Annotated in this window: 14 protein-coding genes; 13 read left to right on the forward strand and 1 reads right to left on the reverse strand. The window is 68.7% G+C overall.

Going from position 1 to position 16,378, the window contains the following annotated elements; all coding sequences use genetic code 11:
* Positions 1-2 precede the first annotated feature (2 nt).
* From ACFWP5_RS19555 to nuoN, 13 genes are read left to right on the forward strand one after another with little or no spacing between them, the layout of a single operon-like run.
* The gene (locus tag ACFWP5_RS19555) at positions 3-557 is read left to right on the forward strand and encodes an NADH-quinone oxidoreductase subunit B family protein (protein WP_033282502.1); all 555 of its coding nucleotides are present in this window, start codon (positions 3-5) and stop codon (positions 555-557) included.
* Entirely contained in the window at positions 554-1,297 is a 744-nt protein-coding gene (locus tag ACFWP5_RS19560) for an NADH-quinone oxidoreductase subunit C (RefSeq protein WP_384157621.1), read from the forward strand. Before ACFWP5_RS19555 ends, ACFWP5_RS19560 begins: the two co-directional genes overlap by 4 nt.
* Positions 1,294-2,616: an NADH-quinone oxidoreductase subunit D gene (locus ACFWP5_RS19565; RefSeq protein WP_384157624.1), complete on the forward strand. Its 1,323-nt coding sequence runs from the start codon at positions 1,294-1,296 to the stop codon at positions 2,614-2,616. The genes ACFWP5_RS19560 and ACFWP5_RS19565 overlap by 4 nt, the downstream gene beginning before the upstream one ends.
* Complete coding sequence (gene nuoE / locus ACFWP5_RS19570) at positions 2,613-3,464, forward strand: NADH-quinone oxidoreductase subunit NuoE (RefSeq protein ID WP_384157627.1); 852 nt, start codon at positions 2,613-2,615, stop codon at positions 3,462-3,464. The genes ACFWP5_RS19565 and nuoE overlap by 4 nt, the downstream gene beginning before the upstream one ends.
* Positions 3,464-4,810: an NADH-quinone oxidoreductase subunit NuoF gene (nuoF, locus tag ACFWP5_RS19575; RefSeq protein WP_384157630.1), complete on the forward strand. Its 1,347-nt coding sequence runs from the start codon at positions 3,464-3,466 to the stop codon at positions 4,808-4,810. The genes nuoE and nuoF overlap by 1 nt, the downstream gene beginning before the upstream one ends.
* On the forward strand, positions 4,807-7,311 hold the full coding sequence (locus ACFWP5_RS19580) for an NADH-quinone oxidoreductase subunit G (protein ID WP_384157633.1): 2,505 nt from the start codon (positions 4,807-4,809) through the stop codon (positions 7,309-7,311). Before nuoF ends, ACFWP5_RS19580 begins: the two co-directional genes overlap by 4 nt.
* 11 nt (positions 7,312-7,322) lie before the next feature.
* Positions 7,323-8,687: an NADH-quinone oxidoreductase subunit NuoH gene (gene nuoH / locus ACFWP5_RS19585; RefSeq protein ID WP_384157735.1), complete on the forward strand. Its 1,365-nt coding sequence runs from the start codon at positions 7,323-7,325 to the stop codon at positions 8,685-8,687.
* The gene (nuoI, locus tag ACFWP5_RS19590; RefSeq protein ID WP_384157636.1) at positions 8,680-9,291 is read left to right on the forward strand and encodes an NADH-quinone oxidoreductase subunit NuoI; all 612 of its coding nucleotides are present in this window, start codon (positions 8,680-8,682) and stop codon (positions 9,289-9,291) included. The genes nuoH and nuoI overlap by 8 nt, the downstream gene beginning before the upstream one ends.
* The gene (locus ACFWP5_RS19595) at positions 9,288-10,133 is read left to right on the forward strand and encodes an NADH-quinone oxidoreductase subunit J (protein ID WP_384157639.1); all 846 of its coding nucleotides are present in this window, start codon (positions 9,288-9,290) and stop codon (positions 10,131-10,133) included. Before nuoI ends, ACFWP5_RS19595 begins: the two co-directional genes overlap by 4 nt.
* A complete protein-coding gene (nuoK, locus tag ACFWP5_RS19600) occupies positions 10,130-10,429 on the forward strand; it encodes an NADH-quinone oxidoreductase subunit NuoK (RefSeq protein ID WP_016437642.1) in 300 nt (99 codons plus the stop codon). Before ACFWP5_RS19595 ends, nuoK begins: the two co-directional genes overlap by 4 nt.
* A 14-nt stretch (positions 10,430-10,443) precedes the next feature.
* The gene (nuoL, locus tag ACFWP5_RS19605) at positions 10,444-12,339 is read left to right on the forward strand and encodes an NADH-quinone oxidoreductase subunit L (RefSeq protein WP_384157642.1); all 1,896 of its coding nucleotides are present in this window, start codon (positions 10,444-10,446) and stop codon (positions 12,337-12,339) included.
* Between the two features lie 5 nt (positions 12,340-12,344).
* Positions 12,345-13,916: an NADH-quinone oxidoreductase subunit M gene (locus ACFWP5_RS19610; RefSeq protein ID WP_384157645.1), complete on the forward strand. Its 1,572-nt coding sequence runs from the start codon at positions 12,345-12,347 to the stop codon at positions 13,914-13,916.
* Complete coding sequence (nuoN, locus tag ACFWP5_RS19615) at positions 13,913-15,571, forward strand: NADH-quinone oxidoreductase subunit NuoN (RefSeq protein WP_384157648.1); 1,659 nt, start codon at positions 13,913-13,915, stop codon at positions 15,569-15,571. The genes ACFWP5_RS19610 and nuoN overlap by 4 nt, the downstream gene beginning before the upstream one ends.
* Before the next feature lie 58 nt (positions 15,572-15,629).
* Here the strand turns inward: nuoN and ACFWP5_RS19620 are convergent, their stop codons facing one another.
* Positions 15,630-16,169 (reverse strand): hypothetical protein, encoded by a 540-nt coding sequence (locus ACFWP5_RS19620; protein WP_384157651.1) that lies wholly within the window; start codon positions 16,167-16,169, stop codon positions 15,630-15,632.
* Between the last annotated feature and the right edge of the window lie 209 nt (positions 16,170-16,378).

Below are 16,378 nucleotides of genomic sequence, written 5' to 3' on the forward strand. Positions count from 1 at the left end.
ACATGGGACTCGAAGAAAAGCTGCCGAGCGGATTCCTGCTGACCACCGTCGAGCAGGCCGCGGGCTGGGTGCGCAAGGCGTCCGTCTTCCCGGCCACGTTCGGCCTCGCCTGCTGCGCCATCGAGATGATGACGACCGGCGCCGGACGGTACGACCTGGCGCGCTTCGGCATGGAGGTCTTCCGCGGATCTCCCCGCCAGGCGGACCTGATGATCGTCGCGGGCCGGGTCAGCCAGAAGATGGCGCCGGTGCTGCGGCAGGTCTATGACCAGATGCCGAACCCCAAGTGGGTTATCTCCATGGGCGTTTGCGCGTCGTCGGGCGGCATGTTCAACAACTACGCGATCGTGCAGGGCGTCGACCACATCGTCCCGGTCGACATCTACCTCCCGGGCTGCCCGCCACGGCCCGAGATGCTGATCGACGCGATCCTCAAGCTCCACCACAAGATCCAGACCTCCAAGCTCGGTGTGAACGCCGAGGAGGCGGCCCGCGAGGCGGAGGAGGCGGCGCTCAAGGCACTGCCCACCATCGAGATGAAGGGCCTGCTGCGGTGAGCGACGCGAACGGCACCAACGGAGCCAACCCGGAGAAGGACCTGAGCGCCTCCAACCTTCCCGGCCAGCGCGGCGAGGGCGGTGAGGAGATCCGCGTCCAGCGCGGCATGTTCGGCGCCAACAACGGTGGTGACACGTCCGGTTACGGGGGCCTGGTCCGCTCGGTCCGCCTGCCGGGAGCGGCGAGCCGGCCCTACGGCGGATGGTTCGACGAGGTCGCCGACGAGTTGGAGGGCGCCCTGGAGGAACAGGGCCTGCTGCCCGGCAACGCGATCGAGAAGACGATCGTCGACCGCGACGAACTCACCTTCCACATCGAGCGCGAGCACCTGCTGCGCGTCGCCCAGACCCTGCGCGACGACCCGGCCCTGCGCTTCGAACTCTGCACCGGCGTCAGCGCGGTCCACTACCTGCACGACAAGGGCCGCGAGCTGCACGCCGTCTACCACCTGCGCTCGATCACCCACAACCGGCTGATCCGCCTCGAAGTCAGCGCCCCGGACAGCGATCCGCACATCCCGTCCCTGGTCTCGGTCTATCCGACCAACGACTGGCACGAGCGCGAGACGTACGACTTCTTCGGCATCGTCTTCGACGGTCACCCGGCCCTGACGCGGATCATGATGCCGGACGACTGGCCGGGCCACCCGCAGCGCAAGGACTACCCCCTCGGCGGCATCGCCGTCGAGTACAAGGGCGCCCAGATCCCGGCTCCGGACCAGCGGAGGTCGTACTCGTGAGCACGCAGTCAGCATCCGCTCGGGAAACCACCGAGGGCACCGTATATACGGTCACCGGTGGCGACTGGGACGAGGTCGTCCAGTCCGCGGCCCGGGCCGACGACGAGCGCATCGTCGTCAACATGGGGCCCCAGCACCCCTCCACGCACGGTGTGCTCCGTCTGATCCTGGAGATCGACGGCGAGACGGTCACCGAGGCCCGCTGCGGCATCGGCTACCTCCACACCGGTATCGAGAAGAACCTCGAGTACCGCACGTGGACCCAGGGCACCACGTTCGTGACGCGCATGGACTATCTGACGTCCTTCTTCAACGAGACCGCCTACTGTCTCGCCGTCGAGAAACTCCTCGGCGTCGAGGAGCAGATCACCGAGCGGACGAAGATCATCCGGGTGCTCCTGATGGAGCTGAACCGGATGTCCTCCCACCTGGTGTGCATCGCCACCGGCGGTATGGAACTCGGCGCCACCACGATCATGATCTACGGATTCCGCGATCGTGAAATGATTCTCGACATCTACGAGCTCATCACGGGCCTGCGGATGAACCACGCGTACATCCGCCCCGGCGGACTCGCCCAGGACCTGCCGCCCGGCGCGGTGGACCAGATCCGCGAGTTCGTGAAGAAGATGAAGAAGAACCTCCCCGAGTACGACAAGCTCGCCACCGGGAACCCCATCTTCAAGGCCCGTATGCAGGACGTCGGTTACCTCGACCTGGCCGGCTGCATGGCCCTCGGTGCCACGGGGCCTATCCTTCGCTCCACGGGGCTCCCGCACGACCTGCGCAAGGCGCAGCCGTACTGCGACTACGAGACGTACGACTTCGACATCCCGACCGCCGACACCTGCGACTCCTACGGCCGCTTCCTCATCCGCCTGGAGGAGATGCGCCAGTCGCTCAGGATCGTCGAGCAGTGCCTGGACCGGCTGCAGCCCGGCCCGGTCATGGTCGCGGACAAGAAGATCGCCTGGCCCGCCCAACTCGCGCTCGGGCCGGACGGGTTGGGCAACTCGCTCGACCACATCAAGCAGATCATGGGCACCTCCATGGAGGCCCTGATCCACCACTTCAAGCTGGTGACCGAAGGCTTCCGCGTGCCGCCGGGACAGGCGTACGCGGCGGTCGAGTCGCCCAAGGGCGAACTCGGGGTGCACGCCGTGTCCGACGGAGGCACCCGCCCCTACCGGGTCCACTTCAGGGACCCGTCCTTCACCAACCTTCAGGCCATGGCGGCGATGTGCGAGGGCGGCCAGGTCGCCGACGTCATCGTCGCCGTCGCGTCCATCGACCCCGTGATGGGAGGCGTCGACCGGTGACCACCAGTTCTTCGGAGCAGGGCGTCAGTCTGGGCATGCCCCAACTGCCCGCGCCCGCCTACCCGGACGACGTCCGGGCCCGGCTGGAGGCCGACGGGCGGGAGATCATCGCCCGCTACCCGGACTCCCGCTCGGCCCTCCTGCCGTTGCTGCATCTCGTGCAGGCGGAGGAGGGGCATGTCACGCGCACAGGGCAGCAGTTCTGCGCGAACCTGCTGGGCCTGACGACGGCCGAGGTCGCCGCCGTGGCGACCTTCTACTCCATGTACCGGCGCCGGCCGAGCGGTGACTACCAGGTCGGGGTCTGCACCAACACCCTGTGCGCGGTGATGGGCGGCGACGCGATCTTCGAGTCGCTCCAGGAGCACTTGGGCGTCGGCAACGGTGAGACCACCGACGACGGCAAGGTCACCCTGGAGCACATCGAGTGCAACGCGGCCTGCGACTTCGCGCCGGTGGTGATGGTCAACTGGGAGTTCTTCGACAACCAGACCCCGGCCAGTGCCCGTCGCCTCGTCGACGACCTGCGGGCGGGCGCCTCGGTCGAGCCCACGCGCGGGGCGCCGATGTGCACCTTCAAGGAGACCGCGCGGATCCTCGCCGGCTTCCCCGACGAGCGGCCCGGGGCCGTCGAGGCGAGCGGCGGTGCGGGACCCGCGTCGCTGGTGGGCCTCCGCCTGGCCAGGGGAGAGACCGCACCCGCGCGCGTGGTCCATCCGCGGGGCTCCGGTGCTCCGCAGGACCAGTCGCCGACGGCCGAGCACCTCAGTTCGCACGATGCGCCGCAGGACACGTCGGCCTCCGACCCCGCCCACCCGGCGGGGCCTGTCGCCGAGGAGGGGGAGTGATGACCTTGGCACCCGAACTGAAAGACCACAGTCCCGAGAAGCTGCTCGCACCCGTGCTGTCGGCCTTCTGGGACGAGGACGAGTCCTGGACTCTCGACGTCTACCGAAGGCACGAGGGATACGAGGGGCTCCGCAAGGCGCTCGCCATGTCGCCGGACGACCTCATCGCGTATGTGAAGGACTCCGGTCTGCGCGGTCGCGGTGGCGCCGGCTTCCCCACCGGAATGAAATGGCAATTCATTCCCCAAGGGGATGGAAAACCGCACTATCTAGTTGTCAACGCCGACGAGTCGGAGCCGGGTACCTGTAAGGACATCCCGCTCCTCTTCGCGAACCCGCACAGCCTCATCGAGGGCATTGTCATCGCGTGTTATGCCATCAGGTCGTCGCATGCCTTCATCTATCTGCGTGGTGAAGTCGTCCCCGTATTGCGGCGGTTGCACGAGGCCGTGCGTGAGGCCTACGCGGCGGGCTACCTCGGCGAGAACGTCCTGGGCAGCGGGCTCGACCTCCAGCTCACCGTGCACGCGGGCGCGGGCGCGTACATCTGCGGTGAGGAGACCGCGCTGCTCGACTCGCTCGAAGGCCGCCGTGGTCAACCGCGGCTCCGTCCCCCTTTCCCTGCGGTCGCGGGCCTCTATGCGTGCCCGACTGTGGTGAATAACGTCGAGTCGATCGCGTCAGTTCCCGCCATTCTGCAAAAAGGCAAGGAATGGTTCAGGTCGATGGGCAGCGAGAAGTCTCCGGGCTTCACGCTCTACTCGCTCAGCGGCCATGTCACCAGTCCCGGTCAGTACGAGGCACCGCTCGGCATCACACTCCGCCAGCTGCTCGACATGAGCGGCGGCATCCGCGCCGGGCATCGCCTCAAGTTCTGGACGCCGGGCGGGTCTTCCACGCCGATGTTCACCGACGAGCACCTCGACGTCCCTCTTGATTACGAAGGAGTGGGTGCCGCGGGTTCCATGCTCGGCACCAAAGCTCTGCAATGTTTCGACGAGACGACCTGCGTCGTGCGTGCCGTCACCCGCTGGACCGAGTTCTACGCCCACGAGTCCTGCGGCAAGTGCACACCGTGCCGTGAAGGGACGTACTGGCTCGTGCAGTTGCTGCGCGACATCGAGGCCGGCAAGGGCGCCATGTCCGACCTCGACAAGCTGAACGACATCGCCGACAACATCAACGGCAAGTCCTTCTGCGCCCTCGGCGACGGCGCCGCCTCGCCGATCTTCTCCTCGCTCAAGTACTTCCGCGAGGAGTACGAGCAGCACATCACGGGCCGGGGCTGCCCCTTCGACCCGGCCAAGTCCACGGCCTGGGCCGACCGCACGGAGGTGAACGCATGACGGTGACCACGAGCGCTCCCTCCGGAGGGGGCGAAGCGGCGGTCCCGCCCGAGGATCTCGTCTCGCTGACAATCGACGGCGCCGAGATCAGTGTGCCCAAGGGCACCCTGGTCATCCGCGCCGCCGAGCAACTCGGCATCGAGATCCCCAGGTTCTGCGACCATCCCCTCCTCGACCCCGTCGGCGCCTGCCGCCAGTGCATCGTCGAGGTCGAGGGCCAGCGCAAACCGATGGCGTCCTGCACGATCACGTGCACGGACGGCATGGTCGTCAAGACCCAGCTCACCTCGCCGGTCGCGGAGAAGTCGCAGCACGGTGTGATGGAGCTGCTCCTCATCAACCACCCGCTGGACTGCCCGGTCTGCGACAAGGGCGGCGAGTGCCCCCTGCAGAACCAGGCGATGTCCCACGGCAACGCCGAGTCCCGCTTCGAAGGCAGGAAGCGGACCTACGAGAAGCCCGTCCCGATCTCCACCCAGGTGCTCCTGGACCGCGAGCGGTGCGTGCTGTGCGCGCGCTGCACCCGCTTCTCCAACCAGATCGCGGGCGACCCGATGATCGAAATGGTCGAGCGGGGCGCGCTCCAGCAGATCGGCACCGGTGAGGGCGACCCCTTCGAGTCGTACTTCTCCGGGAACACCATCCAGATCTGCCCGGTGGGCGCACTCACCTCGGCGGCGTACCGATTCCGCTCCCGCCCCTTCGACCTGGTCTCCACGCCCTCCGTGTGCGAGCACTGCTCCGGCGGCTGCGCGACCCGCACCGATCACCGGCGCGGGAAGGTCATGCGGCGCCTGGCCGCCGTGGACCCCGAGGTCAACGAGGAGTGGATCTGCGACAAGGGGCGCTTCGGCTTCCGGTACGCGCAGCAGCGCGACCGGCTGCAGACGCCCCTGGTGCGCAACGCGGACGGGGTCCTGGAGCCCGCGTCCTGGCCGGAGGCCCTGGAGGCCGCCGCCCAGGGCCTGTCGGCCGCGCGGAGCAGGACCGGTGTCCTGACCGGCGGCCGCCTCACCATCGAGGACGCCTACGCGTACAGCAAGTTCGCGCGCGTGGCGCTCGACACGAACGACATCGACTTCCGCGCGCGCGTGCACAGCAGCGAGGAGGCCGACTTCCTGGCCGCCCGGGTCGCAGGCCGCGGCCGGGACCTCGACGGCAACGGCGTCACGTACACCTCCCTGGAGAAGGCGCCCGCCGTTCTGCTGGTCGGGTTCGAGTCCGAGGAGGAGGCGCCCGGCGTCTTCCTGCGGCTGCGCAAGGCCTCGCGCACGCACGGGCAGCGGGTGTTCGCGCTCGCCACCCACGCCACGCGCGGCCTGGAGAAGGCGGGCGGCATCCTGCTGCCGGCCGCTCCCGGCACCGAGACCGAGTGGCTGGACGCGCTCGCCAGCGGGGTCGGTCTGGAGGACGACGGAGCCACAGCCTCCGAGGCGCTGCGCGCCGAGGGCGCGGTGATCGTCGTCGGCGAGCGGCTGGCCGCCGTCGCCGGGGGCCTCACCGCCGCCGTACGGGCCGCGTTCGCGACCGGTTCCCGGCTGGTGTGGATTCCGCGCCGGGCCGGGGAACGTGGTGCGATCGAGGCGGGCGCGCTGCCGTCGCTGCTGCCGGGCGGGCGTCCGGCCACCGACCCGCGCGCGCGGGACGAGGTCGCCGTCGCCTGGGGTGTCGCCGAACTCCCGCACCGCTACGGCCGGGACGCCGGCCAGATCGTCGAAGCCGCCGCCGGTGGTGAACTCCGGGCGCTGCTCGTCGCCGGTGTGGAGCCGGGCGACCTGCCCGATCCGGCACGCACGCGTGCGGCACTTCACGAAGTGGGCTTCCTGGTGTCGCTCGAACTGCGGCCCAGTGAGGTCACCGAGCACGCCGATGTCGTCCTCCCGGTCGCGGCGGTCGCCGAGAAGGCGGGCGCCTTCCTCAACTGGGAGGGCCGGGTCCGCTTCTTCGACGCCGCGCTCAAGCCCGACCAGATGACCCGCACCCTCGCCCCGACCGACGCGCGCGTGCTGCACATGCTGGCCGACGCCATGGACGTACACCTGGGTCTGCCCGATCTGCGCACCACGCGCGCGGAGTTGGACCGGCTGGGTGCCTGGGACGGGCCGCGGGCCGGCGATCCGCTGGAGACCGCGGGTGTGCTGCCCCGGCCGGCCGCCGGGGAGGCCGTGCTCGCCGGACACCGGCTGCTGCTCGACCAGGGCGCGCTCCAGGAGGGCGACGAAGCACTCGCCGGGACCCGGCACGCCGCCCACGCGCGCGTGTCGGCCGCCACGGCCGCCGAGGCGGGCGTCAAGGACGGCGACGCCCTCGCCGTGACCGGCGGCTGCGGAACCGTCGAACTCCCGCTGCGGATCACCGAGATGCCCGACCGGGTGGTCTGGCTCCCGCTGAACTCCACCGGCGGGGGCGTCGCCTCCGACACCGGGGCGCTGCCCGGCGCACTCGTCCGCATCGGCCCGGCCACGCTCGCGGGCGAGGCCCCCAAGGAGGTGGAGGCATGAGTCCCTACGGCATGAGCCCGTACCTCGCCGCGGAAGACCTCTCGATGTTCGGCCGAGACCCCTGGTGGCTGGTCGTCGTCAAAGCGGTGTTCTGCTTCGCGTTCCTGATGATCACCGTGCTGTTCTCGATCGTCTGGGAACGCAAGGTAGTCGCCTGGATGCAGCTGCGCGTCGGACCCAACCGGCACGGCCCCTGGGGCATGCTCCAGTCGCTCGCCGACGGCGTGAAGCTGATGCTCAAGGAAGACCTCGTCGTCAAGCGCGCGGACAAGGTGGTCTACATCCTCGCGCCGATCGTCGCGGCCATCCCGGCCTTCATGGCGATCGCGGTGATCCCCTTCGGGCCCGCCGACAACGAGGTGTCGATCTTCGGCCGGCGCACCACGATGCAGCTCACCGACCTGCCGATCGCGATGCTCTTCATCCTCGCGGTCGCCTCGGTCGGCATCTACGGCATCGTGCTGGCGGGCTGGAGTTCCGGCTCCACCTACCCGCTGCTCGGCGGCCTGCGCTCCTGCGCCCAGATGATCTCCTACGAGATCGCGATGGGCGCCGCGTTCGCCTCGGTGTTCCTCTACTCCGGGTCGATGTCGACCTCGACGATCGTTGAACAACAGCACGACCGCTGGTACATCGTCCTGCTGCCGGTCTCCTTCATCATCTACATCATCACGATGGTCGGCGAGACCAACCGCGCCCCCTTCGACATGCCGGAGTCCGAGGGCGACCTGGTCGGCGGCTTCAACACCGAGTACTCGTCCATCAAGTTCGCGCTCTTCATGCTCGCCGAGTACGTGAACATGGTGACGGTCTCCGCGGTGTCGACCACGCTCTTCCTGGGCGGCTGGCGGGCCCCGTGGCCGATCAGCTCCTTCTGGGAGGGCGCGAACCACGGCTGGTGGCCGATGCTCTGGTTCGTCGTCAAGGTCCAGCTGCTGCTGTTCTTCTTCATCTGGCTGCGCGGCACGCTCCCGCGCGTGCGCTACGACCAGTTGATGAAGCTCGGCTGGAAGGTCCTCATCCCGGTCTCCGTGGTCTGGCTGATGCTCGTCGCGACCGTGCGGACCCTGAAGAACGAGAACTACGACTTCGCCGACATCGCCCTCTACGTCGGCGGCGGTGTGCTCGTCCTGCTGTTGCTGTCCTTCATCGCGGACATGTTCCGCCAGAAGGCGAACGAGACCGAGCGGTCCGCCGAGGAACCCGCCGGGTTCGACGCGATGGCGGGCGGATTCCCCGTACCGCCGCTGCCGGGACAGGAGTTGCCGCCGGTGCCTCGGCGCCCCTCGCGCCGCGAGCGGGAGTTGATTGTCAGTGGTGGGTCGGACACTGGCAGTGACGGATCTCTGGATGGAAAGGAGGCGTCCGATGGCTGAGGAGCCAAAGGAGACCGGGCCGAAGAAGCCCGGCTTCCAGAACCCCGTGGCCGGCTTCGGCGTGACCTTCAAGGCCATGTTCAAGAAGCGGCTGACCGAGCAGTACCCGGAGCAGGAGAAGACCACAGCCCCCCGGTTCCACGGACGGCACCAGCTCAACCGCCATCCGGACGGCCTGGAGAAGTGCGTCGGCTGCGAGCTGTGCGCCTGGGCCTGCCCCGCCGACGCCATCTATGTGGAGGGCGCCGACAACACCGACGAGGAGCGCTACTCGCCGGGCGAGCGGTACGGCAGCGTCTACCAGATCAACTACGCCCGCTGCATCCTGTGCGGCCTGTGCATCGAGGCGTGCCCCACGCGCGCGTTGACGATGACCAACGAGTTCGAGCTGGCCGACACCAGCCGCGCCAACCTCATCTACACCAAGGAACAGCTGCTGGCCGGCCTCGAGGACACCATGGTCGACAGCCCGCACGCCATCTACCCGGGGATGGACGAGCAGGACTACTACCGGGGCCTGGTGACGGAGGCCGCGCCCGGCACGGTGCCCCAAGTGGCCGTCTCCAAGGGCGAGAAGCCCGAAGAGGAGGGGGTGGAAGCATGAGCGCGCAGTTCGCCGCCGCCTACTCCACCTCCACCGGCGAGGCCTTCCAGTTCTGGGTCCTCGGCACCGTCGCGGTGATCGGCGCCCTGTCCACGGTCCTCATGAAGAGGGCCGTCCACAGCGCCCTCTCCCTCGCCGGGACCATGATTATTCTGGCGGTCTTCTACCTCGCCAACGGCGCCTACTTCCTGGGCATCGTGCAGATCGTCGTCTACACCGGCGCGATCATGATGCTGTTCCTCTTCGTGGTGATGCTGGTCGGCGTCACGGCCGCCGACTCCCTGACGGAGACCATCAAGGGCCAGCGCTGGCTGGCCCTTCTCTGCGGGCTCGGCTTCGGCATCCTGCTGTTCGCGGGCATCGGCAACGCCTCGCTCACGCAGTTCGACGGCCTGAGCACGGCCAACGCGAACGGCAACGTGGAGGGCCTGGCCGCCCTCATCTTCACGAAGTACGTCTTCGCTTTCGAGATCACCGGCGCCCTGCTGATCACGGCCGCCGTCGGCGCCATGGTGCTCACGCACCGCGAGCGCACCGAGCGGCCCAAGACCCAGCGCGAGCTGTCCGAGCAGCGTGTCCGCGAGGGCAAGCACCTCCCGCCGCTCCCCGCGCCCGGCGTCTACGCCCGGCACAACGCGGTGGACGTCCAGGGCCTGCTGCCCGACGGCACCCCGTCCGAGCTCACGGTCAGCAAGACGCTCCGTGACCGCGGCCAGATCCGCGATGTGTCCCCCGAGGCGCTCAACGACCTGCGGGCCCTGGAGCAGCGCGCCGAGGAGCGCCTGGAGCGCACCGAGATCGAGCCGGCGAACCTCAAGCGGACCGAGGAGGCGTCGAAGTGAACCCCGTCAACTACCTCTATCTCTCCGCCCTGTTGTTCACGATCGGCGCCACCGGCGTGCTGATCAGGCGGAACGCGATCGTCGTCTTCATGTGTATCGAGCTGATGCTCAACGCCTGCAACCTCGCGTTCGTCACCTTCTCCCGGATGCACGGCAACCTCGACGGTCAGGTCATCGCCTTCTTCACGATGGTCGTCGCCGCCGCGGAGGTCGTGGTCGGGCTCGCGATCATCGTGTCGCTGTTCCGTTCCCGCCACTCGGCCTCGGTCGACGACGCCAGCCTGATGAAGCTCTGAGGGGTCGCTGAATCGTGGAGAACCTGATTGCGCTGCTGGTAGCGGCGCCTCTGCTCGGAGCGGTCGTCCTGCTGTGCGGCGGCCGGCGGCTCGACGCCGTCGGCCACTGGATCGGTACGGCCCTGTCGTCCGCCTCCTTCGTGATCGGTGTCGTCCTCTTCACCGACCTGCTGGGGAAGAACGCCGAGCACCGGACGCTCATGCAGCACCTGTGGACCTGGGTCCCCGTCGAGAGCTTCCAGGCGGACGTCACCTTCCGCCTCGACCAGCTGTCGATGACCTTCGTCCTGCTGATCACCGGTGTCGGCTCGCTGATCCACCTGTACTCGGTCGGGTACATGGAGCACGACGAGCGCCGGCGCCGCTTCTTCGGCTATCTGAACCTGTTCCTCGCGGCGATGCTGATCCTCGTCCTCGCCGACAACTACCTGCTCCTGTACGTCGGCTGGGAGGGCGTCGGTCTCGCCTCCTACCTGCTGATCGGCTTCTGGCAGCACAAGCCCAGCGCGGCGACCGCCGCGAAGAAGGCCTTCCTGGTCAACCGGGTCGGCGACATGGGCCTGTCGATCGCGATCATGCTGATGTTCACGACGTTCGGGACCTTCGCCTTCGGGCCGGTCCTCAGCCACGTCGGTGACGCCTCCGAGGGCAAGCTCACGGGCATCGCCCTGATGCTGCTGCTCGCCGCCTGCGGCAAGTCCGCCCAGGTGCCGCTGCAGTCCTGGCTCGGCGACGCGATGGAGGGCCCGACCCCGGTCTCGGCCCTCATCCACGCGGCGACCATGGTGACCGCGGGTGTGTACCTGATCGTCCGCTCCGGAGCGATCTTCAACGCGGCTCCGAACGCGCAACTCGTCGTCACCGTCGTCGGTGCCGTCACGCTCCTGTTCGGTGCGATCGTCGGTTGCGCGAAGGACGACATCAAGAAGGCGCTGGCCGGCTCGACGATGTCGCAGATCGGCTACATGGTGCTCGCCGCGGGTCTCGGCCCCATCGGCTACGTCTTCGCGATCATGCACCTGGTGACGCACGGCTTCTTCAAGGCCGGGCTGTTCCTCGGCGCCGGTTCGGTCATGCACGGCATGAACGAGGAGGTCGACATGCGCAAGTACGGCGGTCTCCGCTCGTACATGCCCATCACGTTCGTCACCTTCGGCCTCGGCTACCTCGCCATCATCGGCTTCCCGGGCCTGTCCGGCTTCTTCTCCAAGGACAAGATCATCGAGGCGGCCTTCGCCAAGGGCGGCACCCAGGGCTGGATCCTCGGCGGCTCGGCCCTGCTGGGCGCGGCCATCACGGCGTACTACATGACGCGCGTGATGCTGATGACGTTCTTCGGGGAGAAGCGCTGGCAGCCCGACGAGAACGGCAACGAGCCGCACCCGCACGAGTCCCCGAAGACCATGACCATCCCCATGATGGTGCTGGCGATCGGCTCGGTCGGCGCGGGCGCCTTCTTCGGGATCGGGAACCGCTTCCTGCACTGGCTGGAGCCCATCACCGGCCACAAGGAGGGCAACTCCCCGGTCAGCGCCCTGACGGTCACCCTGGCCACCATGGTGGTCCTGATCGTCGGCGTCGCGATCGCCTGGGCGCAGTACGGGCGCCGCCCGGTTCCGGCCGTCGCCCCGCGCGGGTCGCTGCTCACCCGGGCCGCCCGCCGCGACCTCCTCCAGGACGACTTCAACCACGTCGTCCTGGTGCGCGGCGGCGAGCACCTCACGCGCTCCCTGGTCTACGTCGACCACACCCTGGTCGACGGCGTCGTCAACGGCACGGCGGCCTCCATGGGCGGCCTCTCCGGAAGGCTGCGCAAGCTGCAGAACGGCTACGCGCGGTCGTACGCGGTCTCGATGTTCGGCGGTGCGGCCATCCTCGTCGCCGCGACCCTGCTGATGAGGGCGGTCTGATACCGATGTCCTTTCCCCTCCTGACAGCGACGGCGGCGCTCCCGGCCCTCGGGGCGGTCGCCACGGCCGCCGTCCCGGCCGCCCGGCGCACCGCCGCGAAATGGCTGGCGCTGATCGTCTCGCTGGCGACGCTCGCGCTGGGCATCACCGTCCTGGTGCGCTTCGACCCGGGCGGCGACCGCTACCAACTCACCGAGTCCCGCGCCTGGATCGCGGACTTCGGGGTCCGCTACGAGCTGGGCGTGGACGGCATCGCGGTCGCGCTCATCGCGCTCACCGCCCTGCTGATCCCGTTCGTGATCCTGGCCGGCTGGCACGACGCCGACCCCCTGGAGACGGGCAACAAGCGCTGGCGGCCCACCCAGGGCTTCTTCGCTCTCATCCTTGCGGTGGAGGCGATGGTGATCATCTCCTTCGAGGCCACCGACGTCTTCCTCTTCTACATCTTCTTCGAAGCCATGCTGATCCCGATGTACTTCCTCATCGGCGGCTTCGGGGACAGCGCCCACGAGCACGGCGACGAGGCGGCGGCCACCCAACGGTCGTACGCAGCGGTCAAGTTCCTGCTCTACAACCTGGTCGGCGGGCTCATCATGCTGGCGGCCGTGATCGGCCTCTACGTAGTGGCCGGGAACTTCTCGCTCGCGGAGATCGCGCAGGCGCGGGCCAACGGTTCGCTGCACATGGCGACCAACACCGAACGCTGGCTGTTCCTGGGCTTCTTCTTCGCCTTCGCGGTGAAGGCGCCCCTGTGGCCGCTGCACACCTGGCTGCCCAACGCGATGGGCGAGGCCACCGCGCCGGTTGCCGTACTGATCACGGCGGTTGTCGACAAGGTGGGCACCTTCGCGATGCTCCGCTTCTGCCTCCAACTGTTCCCGAACGCCAGCAAGTGGGCGACGCCCGTGATCCTCGTCCTCGCCGTGATCAGCATCATCTACGGCGCGCTGCTCGCGGTCGGGCAGCGGGACATCAAGCGGCTGGTGGCGTACGCGTCGATCTCGCACTTCGGGTTCATCGTGCTGGGCATCTTCGCGATGACCAGCCAGGGGCAGTCCGGCGCGACGCTCTACATGGTCAACCACGGCATTTCCACGGCCGCGTTGATGTTGGTCGCCGGGTTCCTGATCTCGCGGCGCGGCTCGCGTCTGATCGCCGACTACGGAGGGGTGCAGAAAGTCGCCCCGGTGCTCGCGGGCACCTTCCTGATCGGCGGTCTGGCCACGCTGTCGCTGCCGGGACTCGCGCCCTTCGTGAGTGAGTTCCTGGTCCTGGTCGGTACGTTCTCGCGCTACCCGGTGATCGGGATCATCGCCACCTTCGGCATCGTCCTCGCCGCGCTCTACACCCTCGTCCTCTACCAAAGGACGATGACGGGCCCGGTGAAGCCCGAGGTCGCCTCGATGCCGGACCTGCGCCCGCGTGAACTCCTGGTCGTCGCCCCGCTGATCGTGCTGTTGATCTTCCTGGGCGTCTACCCGAAGCCCGTCACGGACATCGTGAACCCGTCGGTCAAGCAGACCTTGTCCGACGTGCACAAGAAGGATCCCAAGCCCTCGGTGGAGGCGGCCAAGTGAGCGCAACAGCCGTCCACAGCCTGTGGACAACCGCGGCCACCGCGGCCGACCCGATCTCGAAGATCAACGCCCCGAAGATCGAGTACTGGCAATTGTCGCCGACCTTGGTCATCCTCGGCGCCGCGCTCATCGGGGTGCTGGTCGAGGCGTTCGTCCCGCGCAGAGCCCGTTACCTCACCCAGGTGCTCGTGTCCGCCGTGGCTTTGATCCTCGGCTTCGTGGCAGTGGTGCTGCTGGCGGCCGACGGGTACGGCACCACCAAGGCGCACATCGCGGCGATGGGCGCGATCGCGGTCGACGGGCCGTCCCTGTTCCTCCAGGGCGTGATCCTGTTGTCCGGACTGGTCGGCCTGTTCACCTTCGCGGAGCGGCGGCTCGACCCGGAGGCGCACGGCAACCGGGTCGACTCCTTCGCCGCGCAGGCCGCGTCCGTGCCGGGCAGCGACAGCGAGAAGGCAGCCGTCAAGGCCGGGTTCACCACCACCGAGGTCTTCCCGCTCCTGCTCTTCGCGGTCGCCGGCATGCTGGTCTTCCCGTCGGCCAACGACCTGTTGACCCTGTTCGTGGCCCTGGAAGTCTTCTCGCTCCCGCTCTACCTGCTGTGCGCCCTGGCCCGCCGCAAGCGGCTCCTGTCGCAGGAGGCCGCGGTCAAGTACTTCCTCCTCGGCGCCTTCGCCTCCGCGTTCACCCTGTTCGGCATCGCGCTGCTCTACGGCTACGCGGGCTCGATGTCGTACTCCACGATCGCGCAGGTCGTCGACGGTTCGATCACCAACATCAACCCGGCACTCGCGGACACCATGGGCAACGACGCGCTGCTGCTCATCGGCGCCGCGATGATCGTCATGGGCCTGCTCTTCAAGGTGGGCGCGGTCCCGTTCCACATGTGGACGCCCGACGTCTACCAGGGCGCACCGACCCCGGTCACCGGCTTCATGGCCGCCGCGACCAAGGTGGCCGCCTTCGGAGCGCTGCTCCGCCTGCTCTACGTCGTGCTGCCGGGCCTGCGCTGGGACTGGCGGCCCGTCATGTGGGGCGTGGCGATCATCACGATGCTGGGCGGCGCGATCGTCGCGATCACCCAGACCGACATCAAGCGGCTGCTGGCGTACTCGTCGATCGCCCACGCGGGATTCATCCTCGCGGGTGTCATCGCGACCAGCCGTGACGGCGTCTCGTCCGTGCTCTTCTACCTGGGCGCCTACTCGTTCGTGACGATCGGCGCCTTCGCGGTCGTCACGCTCGTCCGGGACGCCGGCGGCGAGGCGACGCACCTGTCCAAGTGGGCGGGGCTCGGGCGGAGGTCGCCGTTGGTCGCGGCGGTGTTCGCGGTGTTCCTGCTGTCCTTCGCGGGCATTCCGCTGACGGCCGGCTTCGCCGGGAAGTTCGCCGTGTTCAAGGCGGCGGCGGCCGGCGGCGCGGCCCCGCTGGTCGTGGTCGGTGTGCTCTCGTCGGCGATCGCGGCGTTCTTCTACATCCGCGTGATCGTGCTCATGTTCTTCAGCGAGCCGAGGCCCGACGGCCCCACCGTCGCGGTCCCGTCCCCGCTGACCATGGCGACGATCGGGGTGGCCGTGGCGGCCACACTCGTCCTCGGTGTGGCCCCGCAGTACTTCCTCGACCTGGCGAACCAGGCGGGGGTCTTCGTCCGCTGAGCGCAGTGCGAAGGCCCCGGTTCGCTTCGAGCGAGCCGGGGCCTTCGCGTATGCGCGGTCAGACCGTCGGGCAGACGACCCCGGGGTTCCACGCCGCGAACAGGCCCGCCGAGTTGGGCTTGTAGAGCCAGGCGTGCAGGGTGAAGTAGCCGGGGAGCTGGCCCTTCTGGAAGGTCTGCCCGAACAGTGTCGGCGCGGCCTGCCCCGTGTCCTTCACGACCCACTCCACCGCGACCAGCTTGCGCGCGCCGCCGCTGGACGTGCCCGTGTACTCGTTCGTGAACCCGTCCGCGTACACGAGGGCCGCCGGCTTCTGCGGATCGACCGAGTCGATGTTCGCCGGGTTGACGTAGTGGTAGCCCATGCCGCGCTCGGTCGGGTCGGCGACACAGGTGTCGGTGCGGGCGTATCCGTCGGCCGTGGCGAATTTCTCGTACCCGTACTTGGCGGTGGCCTGGGTCGTCTTGCTCAGCTGGGTCCACACGGACGGGTCGGGGTCGGACGCGGCGTGGGCCGGGGCGGCGGTCAGCGCGAAGGCAGCGGCCGTCGCCACCGCGAGGGCGGTCGTGACGGCGCTCTGCAGGGGCCGAGAGGACATGGTGGGGCTCCTTGACTTCTGGAGGCGTCCGCACGCACGGCGCGCCGTCCGTTCGGGGCGTGGCGGGCCTCCGCGGTCCCGCCCGAGCAGCATGTTCCGGCCGTACCGGTCGCGCCATGTGACGGGAGCCATTCGACTGACCGCACCCGGTCACCGCCGCCAGCCTGTGGATAACTCCGACGCTGTCAGCGCGGAGCCCTATCGTGGAC

Source organism: Streptomyces sp. NPDC058469 (assembly GCF_042721125.1).
Taxonomy (GTDB): Bacteria; Actinomycetota; Actinomycetes; order Streptomycetales; family Streptomycetaceae; genus Streptomyces.